This window comes from Shewanella oneidensis MR-1 (assembly GCF_000146165.2).
Lineage (GTDB): Bacteria > Pseudomonadota > Gammaproteobacteria > Enterobacterales > Shewanellaceae > Shewanella > Shewanella oneidensis.
This window is the reverse complement of the sequence record NC_004347.2, coordinates 1,952,483-1,964,949: the sequence shown is the minus strand read 5'-3', so window position 1 is coordinate 1,964,949 and position 12,467 is coordinate 1,952,483. Positions and strand designations below refer to the sequence as shown.

Genomic DNA, 12,467 nt, shown 5'->3' with positions numbered 1-12,467 from the left:
CAACTTTTCTGCTCCCAAATTAGGGTAAGTCACTAAACGCAGTAAAATAGCAAATGCTGCGAATATCCAACATCGTTGATGTACTCAACAAAATAACTACATAAATTTAGGAAACAATTCTTCGGTTTGACGCTGCTGATAGTGATTGAAATCAATGTAATTGCCTTGCTCTGTGGTGATTGAGCAATGCCCTACACATAAATGCTCAGACAATCCTGCAGTACTGATTAGCTGATTAACACTAACGAGATCCCAACTTGAAGGAGCAAATAAGCTAATTAATTGTGCAACAACCGGATAAGGATACGCGGCTAAATTCAGATTGGTCTCAAAGCTGACATAGGAGTGCTCCCCTTGCCCAGCCGAGGGAGTAATATGCAAAGTGAAATAATGGCTACCTTGAATGGCATTCAGCGAAAAACCCGTCGGCTTAAAACAATGCATATCCAGCTGAAACTCAGGAAAGAGTTGTGTCAGTTTTAGCCTGTGGACAATCCCCTGTTCGGTTTGCACGGGATCATTGAGGTACTCCGCCAATTCCCCCCGAATATGATACATCATCAGCTCAAGGCGAGTCCCAACTTGGGTTATTGGAACACCTGCGGCACAAAACACATAGTGGTGGTGTGCATCTAAATGACCGACTCGAAAGGCTTGCCCCGATATCAACGTCCGTAATTGGGCAATGTCTTCAGCAAAGGTGGTGCTTTGTAACTGCGCTTGGTATTCATTTTTGCGCTGATAACAGAGCGCAGCGATATGCTCGCTGCCTAGGCTATTGATAAAATAGCAGGCCGCTTCGATGAGCGTGCTGTTGCCGCAGGTGAGGATCAGGATTTTATTGTCCCAAACGAACAAGCTCGATTCACTTAGAAGATAGGCATCGCAATCTTTATTACTGATTTTTGATAGGATTTCGGCATTAGCACAGGCCACCAACGTCGTCCAAAAAGCCAACCCACGCTGACGTAGCGACACAGCCTTTGGCGTCAGGCTGATCTCAAGCTTTTTTTCCGCACCTTCAAAAAACATCAAGCCGTTGACCTCATCTTATCCATTTGTTTTGGCGTCTTTTGGTTATCTCAACCAACGATTTTGCTCGGCTCATTGTACACGACTGAGACCTCAATAAAACCGCTCCCCTTGCTTTTAAAAACCGTAGAAGAAAATGCTAAACGCAGAAAAATAAAAAATCAGCCTAAGTCACCCTAGGCTGATTTATTCAACACATTCAATATTAAGAAAAATCTTCTAAATAAGTGTAGCCTTTCAGGCCCACTTGCAATTCTTCTAAAATTTGTGCGCGTTCATCTTCAGCAATGTGCTGGTTGACTAACTCTTCATAGGTACGCATAAAGTCGACCGCATCTAAGTTAACATAGCGTAACACGTCAGCCACAGTATCACCGGCAAGTACTGACTCAATATTGGTCATACCGTTTTCTTCAATGCTGACAACCGCGGAGTTGGTATCACCAAACAGGTTGTGCATATCCCCTAAAATCTCTTGATATGCGCCCACCATAAAGAAGCCGATCAAATACGGGCTTTCAGCACTCCACGCTGGTACTGGCAATGTAGTTTCAATCCCTTGACCGTCTACGTATTGATCCACAATACCGTCGGAATCACAGGTAATATCCAACATCACGGCACGGCGCTCTGGCGCTTTATCTAACCCCGATAAAGGCAGCACAGGGAATACCTGATCGATACCCCACGCATCCGGTAAGGATTGGAATAACGAGAAGTTAACGAAGAACTTATCGGCTAACTTTTCGTTTAATTCATCGATAATCGGTCTGTGATAACGGTTTTTGGTGCTTAATAAGCCTTGAACTTCGTGGCATACGCGCAGGTTTGCCTGCTCGGCCCACGCACGTTCTGCCAGACTTAATTGGCCTAAGGCAAACAGTGATTGCGCTTCTTGTAAATCGCTTTGGCTGTCGTGGTAAATCTCAATCAATGCACGCTGATCGGCGCGGCCGCTCAGCTCAGTCCAAGATTGCCACATGTTGTGCAGCAGCTGTGGCGACTCTTCCTCTGGTGGCTGGATATCTTCAACCTGATAGGCTTCAGTGCCAATCACATCGGTGATCAGTACCGCATGGTGCGCCGTTAAGTGACGACCCGATTCAGAAATAATACGTGGCATTGGTTGCTCGTATTCATTACAGATATCGGTGAGCACGTTAACGATGTTGTTTGCATATTCGCTTAAGCCATAGTTCATTGAGTTATTACTTTGGCTACGCGTGCCATCGTAATCTACAGCTAAACCACCACCGACGTCGAAACAATTGATGCTAGCGCCCAGCTCACGTAATTCACAGTAGAAACGCGCAGCTTCACTCACACCTTGACGAATATCGCGGATGTTGGCGATTTGCGAACCTAAGTGAAAGTGCAATAATTGCAGTGAATCTAACATATCGCTTTGTTTTAACTGATCAACTACAGTCAAAATTTGCGCGGCAGATAAACCAAACTTAGATTTTTCACCACCGCTAGCTTGCCACTTGCCTTTGCCTTGGAACGCGAGACGAGCACGTAATCCTAAGCGAGGTTTCACCCCTAAACGCTTAGACTCGGCCAGTACCATCTTCAGCTCAGACAGTTTTTCTAACACGATGTAGACCTTATGGCCTAACTTTTCACCAATTAAGGCTAAGCGGATGTATTCGTTATCTTTATAACCATTACATACGATTACCGAGCTGGCTTTTTGCGCCATGGCAAGTACTGCCATTAACTCAGGTTTACTGCCCGCTTCTAGGCCTAATTGTGGAACTTCTTTTGATGCTTGGCTCGCAAGAATTTCTTCTACCACGGTTTTTTGTTGGTTAACTTTAATGGGGTAAACCAACAAATAGTCCGCCTGATACTCATATTTTTGTATCGCTTGGTCGAATGCTTGGCACAAACTGTTCACTCTATGGTGCAGAATTTGCGGGAAACGAACTAATACAGGTAAAGCGACCCCCGCTTTTACCATGTCTTTTGCTAGCTCATTTAAGCCAATCTTGTGATCAGGATTCTTAGGATCCGGTGATACAGTCACCTCACCTTCGTCGCTGATCCCATAAAACCCTTGGCTCCAGTGGGTAACGTTGTACCCAGCACGAGCAGCTTCAATAGACCAATCATTCATTTTTATTTAGCCCGTCTATAAAAAAATGGGTTAAACGGTCACTGCAACATTGCAAGACCGCCCGTTCGACAAACCCAGATAAACCATAAGCTTACCTGACATACAGTTAGGATGGCTTCACCCTAAATGTGAGCAACAAAATCAACCTTGCTTAGGCGATATTGATGCGCTTTCCCTTAACGCAGCCGGGATAGCCCCGATACTTTTTTACTTTGGCGATGGCAGGAGATGGTATTCACATCACCCGTTGTCACCTTTGGTCACTCACCCGTTGGTGTTAACCATAGCCCGCTTTGAGGTTAAAAAACACTCAAAACCCTAACACAAGACGTTGCGTGACAGCTCATCATGCCAACACTCAAAAATGAAGAGCCGATTAAGCGGATAAACAACATAGGTAACACTAAAGAATAAACATTACGTATTAAGCGGCAAGGCATAGCCAAGTACACCTAAAACAAGGTGAGATTACTGTAACAGGGGACTGTTGGCTTCTTCGCGGCCAGAGTTGATACGGATTAACGTGAGATGCTTAAGGCTGGTATCGTCATAAGGAACAACGATTGACCGCTGGCATTGTGATGCTTTAAGGCAAAGAGCAAAAAATGGATGCTTGTGCATTAGCTAAACAATTCCTCTTAACCCCATGTAACGATTATAAATTGTACGTTACACGGTTAATGACCTGTGAACCATAAAACCTTTACAACTCAGGTAATATTTGTCATGTCTGTAACGAGCGAAGTCGTTAAACGGCGCAATTAAACCGCGCAATGTCACAGAATGCAAGCAAGAATCTCATTTAATATTTTTCATTAAAATATAATAAACACCCCATTAACAGGATGGCGCACAAAAAGCAGGTTTATTTATTTTAAATTAATTACTTAAGTATCAACCACACTATCAGTACGTTCAATATTTTTTAATAGCAAATCAAGATAAATCGATAACATTTGCTCACATCAGCAATATTGTTTTATCTCAGCACGGCTGTTCATTTTCGACTATCGACGCAAAAGCCGATCTGGAAGCTGCCGTTTACAGATAAAGCGGTTATAATCACCGCCGAATGACATCCTTAGATAGAGAGCTCCATGGTACAGATAGGAAAAACCTGCAAACTTGAGGTAGTGAAACAAGTCAGCTTTGGTGTGTATTTAAATGCCCACGAATTTGGCCAAGTGTTACTGCCCAACAAGGCCACCCCAAAAGACTGCCAAGTCGGTGACTGGCTAGAGGTATTTTTATATCTGGACTCCGAAGATATCGTTATTGCCACTACCCGTAAGCCTTTAGCTCAAGTAGGAGAATTTGCCTACTTAAAAGCCGTGGCCACTGGGCCTTTTGGCGCATTTTTAGATTGGGGATTAGATAAAGATCTGTTGCTGCCCTTTGGTGAACAGCACAAACCCATTGAAGAAGGTCGCTCGTACCTTGTTTATGTGCACGTTAATCGTGCTGATGAGCGTATTGTGGCGTCATCAAAAATCGATAAATTCCTAGATAAAACCCCAGCCCACTATGAAGTAGGTCAACAGGTTGACTTATTTATCGGTGGCACAACAGATTTAGGCTACAAAGCCATTATTAATCATGCCCATTGGGGCGTGATTTATCAAAACGAAGTGTTCCAAAAACTGCGTTTTGGTCAAAGGCTAAAAGGCTTTATCAAACAAGTCCGCCGCGATAGCAAAATTGATTTAGTATTGCAGCAAGGTAGTAAGCAAGAGCTTGATAAAAATGCGCACATTATCTTAGTAAAACTCAAGCAAGCGGGCGGATTCTTACCCCTAACGGATAAAACCGATGCCGAAGTGATTTACGAACAACTCGGTATGAGTAAAAAAGCCTTCAAAAAGAGCATCGGTGGCCTGTTTAAAGCCAGTAAGTTAAGTATCGACGATGATGGTTTACGCCTAACAGAAGCTGACTGATTGAGCTAAATAGTCAACCTCATACGGGACTTAGCACTCTGTTGTACTAAGGTTCGTGGTTTATTTGTCCAAATAGTCTGCCCAAACACTCAGTTTACCGACAAGCGCTAGGATCTTAAGCATGGCTCTGTTATAACAAAGTCATGCTTTTTTCTTTGGAGCTTATATGGAACTCACGTTACACGAAGCCAGAGTTATCGGATGCCTACTTGAAAAAGAAGTCACCACCCCCGAGCAATATCCGCTGTCACTCAATGCACTGACCCTCGCCTGTAATCAAAAAACCAGCCGTGAACCTGTATTAGAACTCACTGAAGCGCAAGTACAAGACGCCCTTGATTCATTAAATAAAAAGCGCTTAATCAGCGAACAATCGGGTTTTGGTAGCCGAGTCGTCAAATATAAGCACAGATTCTGCAATACTGAATTTAGCGAGTTACAACTTTCAACTGCGGCCGTGGCGATTGTCTGTTTGCTGCTGCTTCGCGGCCCACAAACCCCAGGTGAATTACGTACCCGCAGCAACAGGTTGCATGACTTTAAAGATGTACTCGAAGTGGAAGCCTGCATTAAGCAACTGATGGAGCGGGATAAACCCGTGCTAACCCAACTGCCACGGGAGCCGGGCAAGCGCGAATGCCGTTATACTGAGCTGTTTTCTCAAGGCTCAGAGCAGGTTAGCGCAACGTCACTCTCCGCCGATTCGCCGAGTGCTGACTCAAACTCACTAAATGCTCAAGATAGACAACAACTGGAAGCGAGAGTCACACAGCTTGAAGGGCAAGTGGCTGAACTTAAAGATAAGTTAGAATCGCTTATCGCTTCTTTATCGTAACCGCGCCGCGGACGACTTTCGCGAATGGCTAGTCTTTATGATGATGACCACTAACGTGAGAGTTTGTCCGCTCACTCACTGACGAGACAGCGAATGACACCAAACGCTCCCAGTACATTCAATAACATGCTTTTGATCGCAGTCTTCGAATGTCGCAAATTTCTATTTAATCTCCGCGGGATGATTGCCCTTATCGCCTTTGCATTAGTGTGGGGCATGCTATTACTCTACCCCATCCAAGGCGCTTCGACTTTATTGATGCAGCCCAATATTAAGGATCTGATCGATGGGTTATTTGGCAATAACGCATTGAATGTACTGTTTGACTGGCCAGTAGCAGAAATGGCCATCTTCTGGTGCTTTGCCTTATACCTCTTTCCAATGTTTAGCATTTTAATTGCCGCCGATCAGTTTTCCTCAGACAAAACCCGTGGCACATTGCGCTTCTATACCATAAGAACTAGCAAAGATAGCCTACTTTTCGGCCGCTTCTTAGGGCAAATCCTGATCCAAGGCCTACTGATTTTATTGACCATCCTTGCCACCATCGCACTGGCATTAAGTCGCGATGCTAGCTTATTACTACCGGCAATAAGCTCAGGCGCCTTAGTCGGCGTAAACTTGCTTATCGTCATTTTGCCCTTTACCGCAGTGATGACTCTGTTGTCCCTCTATGCCAGTACAGCAAGGCAAGCCATGGTTCTGGCCACTATATTGTGGACAGTCGTCTCAATTGCACTGCTGATATTGGGTAACGAGTCGCGCTTATTTGAGGGCTTACAATGGTTACTACCAGGCGCTCAATTATCAAATATGATCAACACCAATGGACTCAATAGCTTAGCTTACGCACCTATACCACTACTGCAAACCGCAATCGCCCTCTTCCTTGGCCGCATTTATTTCCAAAGGAGTCAACTATGATCCTCGTTCAGTGCCAAGGTCTTTCCAAACACTATGGCAACAAAAAAGCACTCAATAACGTGAGTTTAACCCTCGAAGCGGGTGCGCCCATCGCTTTGGTTGGCCCTAATGGCGCGGGTAAAACCACGCTGTTTAGCCTGCTCTGTGGTTACCTTACCCCAAGCGCGGGCACAGTTCGTATTCTGGGAGAGGCGCCGAATAGTCCGACATTATTAGGGCAAATTGCCGCCCTTCCCCAAGATGCGACCCTTGATCCTAATTTAACCATTATCAGCCAGTTAAGCTTCTTTGCGCGTCTTCAAGGGATGGATAGCAAGCAGGCAAATCAAGAAGCCCTGCGTGTGCTGAATTTAGTGGACTTAGCCGAAGTGGCGCAGCAAAAGCCACCAAGTCTTAGCCATGGCATGAGTAAACGTGTAGCGATTGCCCAAGCCTTAATCGGCTCGCCTAAGCTGGTATTGTTAGATGAACCCACCGCGGGACTCGATCCGGCCAATGCGAAGAAAATCCGTGAACTTGTCAGAATCCTCTCGCCCACCACGACCTTTGTAATTAGCTCACATAATTTGGATGAACTCGAAAAGCTCTGCGACCAAGTACTGTATTTGGATAAAGGTGAACTAAGCCAATCGATTTCGATGCGCTCATCCAATAGCGGCAGTGATTATCTCACCCTCACCATGCAAAGCTGCGATAGTGAAGCGCTAATCCAAGCCGTAGGTCAAATAGCTGGTGTGGTGAATATCACCTCAAAACAAGCCCATGTGTTTGTGATCCAATTGGATGACACGGCAAACCGACATTATGAATTTGAAACCGCCCTGCTCGCCCTATTTAAGCAACAGCATTGGCAATATAAGATGCTGCTTAAAGGACGTACATTAGAAGAAACATTATTCTCGTAATTTAAACACACAGACACAGTGACCAATCTTATAAAAGAATTTTTATGTACTTAAGCCAAGGATTATGGATAGTAGTGATACTTATAACTATGGGGGCACTAGCTGCTTGTGCTCCTGTACCAAGAGATTATTACAAGCCGTTTTATGAAGATGGAGAAGTTGTATCCACTGGCTGTGGAGGTTCTGGCCCATCTAATACAATTAGGATACCACTCGTATCAGGGCTCAACGTAGAACTAAAGACGTTCAGTAGTAAGCGTATACGACCAGAATCTATTCATATATTTTATCTATACTCAAAAGTATCTGCTCCACAAGATATCTCTTTTCAGTTGGCCGATGAATATGTCATTGTCAAAGACAACAACTCTGTTAATAGTTGGAAATTACCAATAAACTATTTATCAACAAATAAAAACAACTACTTAGGCCAGTCCGATTCTATCATAGAAAGAGAATTTAATGGGTTTAGTGATGAAGAAATTAATCGGATAGAAGCTTCCGATCGAAAAAGTGGTTACATACAAGTTCCGGCCTTATCTGAGATTGTTGGCAAAACGTATTTTTACGAAGTTGGTTCCGGCAGAAAACGATATTTTAATACAGGGATGTCATTTTCAATTCAAACGAGTGAAATTACTTCAGAATTAGAAAACTTCTCGATTATTTATCCTGAAATAATTATAAACGGAGTGAAAGTTAACCTTGGAGAAATTAGATTTAAGCGAGTTAGGTATATTGGAATAGACCCACTTAATTGTTGAGATGAAATATTTTAATAGGCCAGCCTATATGTCGCTCAATGTTCATGTAGTTAATGCATCTGACGAATAAAACAACTGAGTAACCAATAAAGCAGCAGTTAAGCCGCTTTGGTAAACCTAGGCTTTCAATCTGATCTCGAGCTTGTTATAACTCCCCTTTCCTGCTCTTTCGCTGAATTCAGAGGTTTCAATGAACAAAGCACAACTGATCCAACGTATCGCCACTTCGCTTGAACAGTCCCAGGCCAGCACTAAACCTGTTGTCGAACAGATCCTACAACAGATCCATATCGCCTTAAGCGAAGGTGAGAAAGTCTTCCTGCCGCTATTTGGTACCTTCGAGTTACGATATCATTTACCTAAATCGGGCCGTAATCCACAGACGGGTGAGGCAATTGAGATTGCGGGCTTTAACCAGCCGAGCTTTAAGGCCGCGACAGCGCTAAAACAAGCGATAAATGAGTAGGTAGTATTGTGGATGTGTAAAAGAGCCTCATGAAAACCACGGGGCTTTTTTATCGGCCAAGATAACGATATTACGTTGGCAATGAGCTTGGGAGATAAAACGTAACCTGCCCTAGCTGAGTTTGACTTTATAGAGCTTAGAGAGCACTAACAAAGTCAACCTAAAGCCAGTACGACAAGCTACTGACAGCGTGCTAGAGGTTTTAGGTAAGAAGATAGAAAACTTGCTTTAAAACAAATCGGATAAAAATCAGCATCACAAATGCAAAAAAGCCCCGACTAATGTCGAGGCTTATTTACTATTCACTAAGAATAATGGTACCCGAGGCCAGACTTGAACTGGCACGCTGTTACCAGCGAGGGATTTTAAATCCCTTGTGTCTACCGATTCCACCACTCGGGCAAACTCTGAATATCGCAAGCAATGCTGTTGATATTGTTTAATTCTTTGCTTCGACCTTGTGCTTACATTTCGAATGCTTAGGTAACGAAGTTTAACGCTTCAGCTCGCTTTGAGCTGTCACCATTATAATAATGGTACCCGAGGCCAGACTTGAACTGGCACGCTGTTACCAGCGAGGGATTTTAAATCCCTTGTGTCTACCGATTCCACCACTCGGGCAAACTCTTTATATTAACGACGGGAATCGTGTCATTAATACTTTAATTATGGAGGCGCGACCCGGAGTCGAACCGAGATCGACGGATTTGCAATCCGCAGCATAGCCATTCTGCCATCGCGCCATCTTTCCAATCATTTTAGATTGGAGCGACATATCGGGTTCGAACCGATGACCTATACCTTGGCAAGGTATCGCTCTACCAACTGAGCTAATGTCGCATCACGCAGAGTTAAGATTTTGTTTTCACTTCGTCTCTCGTCTACGGGGAGGCATTCTACCTATTTACGATGCAGTGTCAACCGCTGTTTTATCGATAACTTACTGCTTGCGCACTAAATAATCTCTTTGATTTTTTATTGTGCTATTCAGCCGTTAAATCTTTCCAGGCGGCTAAAATGTAGCTCATCTTTGACCAGAACGTTAATACGGCAGCGATATATAACAGCACAAATGCCGCTTGGATCATTAATGGGTTGTATTGCCAAATCAGGCCAATAATCGCCACCATTTGAGCAGCGGTTTTATATTTACCAATCCAAGAGACAGCAACCGTTCCGCGTTTACCTAATTCGGCCATCCACTCCCGCAGAGCTGAAATCACAATTTCACGGCCAATCATAAACAGTGCTGGCAGTGTGAGCCAAATATCAGCGTATTGGTCAACTAATAATACGAGCGCGGTGATCACCATCAGTTTATCGGCGACGGGATCGAGGAAGGCGCCAAAACGGGTCAGTTGCTTGAGTTTACGCGCCGCATAACCGTCTAATGCATCCGTTAACGCCGCTAGCCAAAACACAAATGCGGCAACAAAAGGCGTCCAGCTATAAGGTAAATAAAACAACACCACGAAAATGGGCAGTAAAAAAAGCCTAAAAAGAGTTAATGCTATGGGTAAGTTAAACGGCATGATCGAACCAGTTAGTCAAAAGCAGCGCCAATCTTGCCTTAATTTTATCACCCTCGCAATGCATCATGAATGGTTTGTGCCATTTCTATGCTAATACCCGGCACTTTCGCTAACTCGGCCACACTCGCGCCCTTCACTTCCTGTAAACCGCCCAAATGTTGGAGTAACGCTTTACGGCGTTTAGGGCCAATACCTGGAATGGATTCAAGCGTTGAGGTGTTGCGGGTTTTCTGACGGCGATTACGATGCCCAGTGATGGCAAAGCGGTGCGATTCATCGCGAATATGTTGAATAAGGTGCAATGCGGGTGAATCATCCTCAAGGGAAAAACTCGTTTCTGTGTCACCAAAGATTAAGGTTTCTAGCCCAGGTTTACGGCTCTCCCCCTTTGCCACGCCAATCAGTTGCGGCGCTTTATCTAAATTGACAAATTTTTCATCGACAATTTGCTGTGCGATACGCAGCTGACCGAGGCCACCGTCGATAAATAAGATGTCAGGGATTTTGCCGCTGGCATCGATTTTATCAAATCGACGGCTAATAGCTTGTTTCATGGCGGCATAATCGTCCCCAGGGGTGATGCCTTCAATATTGTAACGACGATATTCGGCTTTATGCGGCCCTTCACGGTTAAACACCACGCAGGAGGCTACCGTGCTCTCCCCCATGGTATGACTGATATCGAAACACTCCATTCGCTGAATCGGCGCATTGAGTTCGAGAATCTCCTCCAACAACACAAAACGCTGTTCAACGGTGTTTTTATGGGACAGACGCGTCATCACCGCATTGGTGGCGTTGGTGATCGCGAGGCGTAAAAAACTCGCCCTGTCAGCACGCACATTGGTTTTAATGCTGAATTTTTTATTTAATGCCTCAGAGACGGCCGCCTCTAACTCATGCAATTCCTCAAAGTGATGGCTTATCACCACTTCCTTAGGAATAGTGCGTTGAATATCTGCATTTAAGTAAAACTGTAGCAGGAAGGAGCGTAAGACTTCTTCGATATCCGTTTGCGCGGGAACCGTTGGATAATAGCTACGGCTACCAAAAATCTTACCTTCGCGGATAAATAACAGGTGAAAACAGGCGATGCCCGAAGCGTAATGCACACCAATAACATCCATATCGCCAGTATTACCAGATACCTCTTGCTGCTCTGCCACTCGGCGCAGCGCCATAATTTGATCGCGAAAGCGCGCGGCTTGCTCATAGGCTTGCTGCTCGGCGGCCTCTTCCATCTTCGCCACCAGTTCACTGATAACTTGTTTATCTTTTCCCTTTAGGAACAAACTGGCAAGTTTTACCTGCTCGTCATACTCCGCATTACTGACTTTACCAACGCAAGGCGCACTGCAGCGGGATAACTGGTATTGCAAACAGGGGCGAGTGCGGGATTTGTAATAGAGATCATCACACTGGCGGATAGGAAACAACTTTTGCATCAAATGCAAACTTTCACGCACCGCGCCGCCATTAGGATAAGGTCCAAAGTAATGGCCCTTCTCCCGCTGTGGCCCGCGATGGTAAGCAAGGCGTGGATGCTCATGCTGACTCAATAAAATATAGGGGTATGACTTATCATCCCGCAGTAACACATTGTATTTAGGCATGTACTGCTTGATATAGTCATTTTCAAGCAGCAGCGCATCGGTCTCACTATGAGTCAGTGTCACATCGATATGATGAATATGCGACACCAGCGCCTGGGTTTTGACATTGCCAAGGTTTTTACGGAAATAAGAAGATAAGCGCTTTTTAAGATCTTTGGCTTTACCCACATAAATGACGTCACCTTTGACGTCATACATGCGATAAACCCCCGCCGAAGAGGTGACTGTACGTAAAAAACTCTGGGCGTTAAAACCTGTAGACATCGTTATACACCCACTTTTTTACTTACTATCTTCAAAACAGCTTGATAAATCGTTTTCAAACTCACGCCTAACACAC

The 12,467-nt window shown here is 44.5% G+C and carries 11 protein-coding genes and 4 tRNA genes; 6 read left to right on the top strand and 9 right to left on the bottom strand.

What is annotated here, in order from left to right:
- Positions 1 to 96 precede the first annotated feature (96 nt).
- From SO_RS08645 to SO_RS22985, 3 genes are all read right to left on the bottom strand, one after another.
- Positions 97 to 1,032 (bottom strand): S-adenosylmethionine decarboxylase SpeD, encoded by a 936-nt coding sequence (locus SO_RS08645; RefSeq protein ID WP_011071983.1) that lies wholly within the window; start codon positions 1,030 to 1,032, stop codon positions 97 to 99.
- Between the two features lie 205 nt (positions 1,033 to 1,237).
- Complete coding sequence (speA, locus tag SO_RS08640) at positions 1,238 to 3,151, bottom strand: biosynthetic arginine decarboxylase (RefSeq protein ID WP_011071982.1); 1,914 nt, start codon at positions 3,149 to 3,151, stop codon at positions 1,238 to 1,240.
- A gap of 468 nt (positions 3,152 to 3,619) precedes the next feature.
- Positions 3,620 to 3,772: a hypothetical protein gene (locus SO_RS22985; protein ID WP_011071981.1), complete on the bottom strand. Its 153-nt coding sequence runs from the start codon at positions 3,770 to 3,772 to the stop codon at positions 3,620 to 3,622.
- 476 nt (positions 3,773 to 4,248) lie between these two features.
- Between SO_RS22985 and SO_RS08635 the strand changes: the two genes are divergently transcribed.
- The 6 genes from SO_RS08635 (at position 4,249) to SO_RS08610 (ending at position 8,982) form a co-directional block, all read left to right on the top strand.
- Positions 4,249 to 5,088 carry a CvfB family protein gene (locus tag SO_RS08635; RefSeq protein ID WP_011071980.1) on the top strand — a complete coding sequence of 280 codons (840 nt, stop codon included), beginning with the start codon at positions 4,249 to 4,251 and terminating at the stop codon, positions 5,086 to 5,088.
- Positions 5,089 to 5,254: 166 nt separating this feature from the next.
- The gene (locus SO_RS08630) at positions 5,255 to 5,923 is read left to right on the top strand and encodes a YceH family protein (RefSeq protein WP_011071979.1); all 669 of its coding nucleotides are present in this window, start codon (positions 5,255 to 5,257) and stop codon (positions 5,921 to 5,923) included.
- Between the two features lie 93 nt (positions 5,924 to 6,016).
- On the top strand, positions 6,017 to 6,847 hold the full coding sequence (locus SO_RS08625; RefSeq protein ID WP_011071978.1) for an ABC transporter permease subunit: 831 nt from the start codon (positions 6,017 to 6,019) through the stop codon (positions 6,845 to 6,847).
- A complete protein-coding gene (locus tag SO_RS08620; protein ID WP_011071977.1) occupies positions 6,844 to 7,752 on the top strand; it encodes an ABC transporter ATP-binding protein in 909 nt (302 codons plus the stop codon). The genes SO_RS08625 and SO_RS08620 overlap by 4 nt, the downstream gene beginning before the upstream one ends.
- A 44-nt stretch (positions 7,753 to 7,796) precedes the next feature.
- Complete coding sequence (locus tag SO_RS08615) at positions 7,797 to 8,516, top strand: hypothetical protein (RefSeq protein WP_164925675.1); 720 nt, start codon at positions 7,797 to 7,799, stop codon at positions 8,514 to 8,516.
- Positions 8,517 to 8,706: 190 nt separating this feature from the next.
- A complete protein-coding gene (locus SO_RS08610; protein ID WP_011071975.1) occupies positions 8,707 to 8,982 on the top strand; it encodes an HU family DNA-binding protein in 276 nt (91 codons plus the stop codon).
- Between the two features lie 315 nt (positions 8,983 to 9,297).
- Here the strand turns inward: SO_RS08610 and SO_RS08605 are convergent.
- The 6 genes from SO_RS08605 to uvrC all read right to left on the bottom strand — a co-directional run bounded on the left by SO_RS08605 (position 9,298) and on the right by uvrC (position 12,391).
- Positions 9,298 to 9,384: transfer RNA gene (locus SO_RS08605), tRNA-Leu, on the bottom strand.
- 132 nt (positions 9,385 to 9,516) lie between these two features.
- Positions 9,517 to 9,603, bottom strand: a tRNA-Leu gene (locus tag SO_RS08600).
- Positions 9,604 to 9,651: 48 nt separating this feature from the next.
- Positions 9,652 to 9,725: transfer RNA gene (locus tag SO_RS08595), tRNA-Cys, on the bottom strand.
- A gap of 21 nt (positions 9,726 to 9,746) precedes the next feature.
- Positions 9,747 to 9,822 (bottom strand) — tRNA-Gly (locus SO_RS08590).
- Between the two features lie 143 nt (positions 9,823 to 9,965).
- A complete protein-coding gene (gene pgsA / locus SO_RS08585; protein WP_011071974.1) occupies positions 9,966 to 10,514 on the bottom strand; it encodes a CDP-diacylglycerol--glycerol-3-phosphate 3-phosphatidyltransferase in 549 nt (182 codons plus the stop codon).
- Positions 10,515 to 10,561: 47 nt separating this feature from the next.
- Positions 10,562 to 12,391, bottom strand: coding sequence for an excinuclease ABC subunit UvrC (gene uvrC, locus SO_RS08580; RefSeq protein ID WP_011071973.1), 1,830 nt, complete (start codon positions 12,389 to 12,391; stop codon positions 10,562 to 10,564).
- Positions 12,392 to 12,467 lie beyond the last annotated feature (76 nt).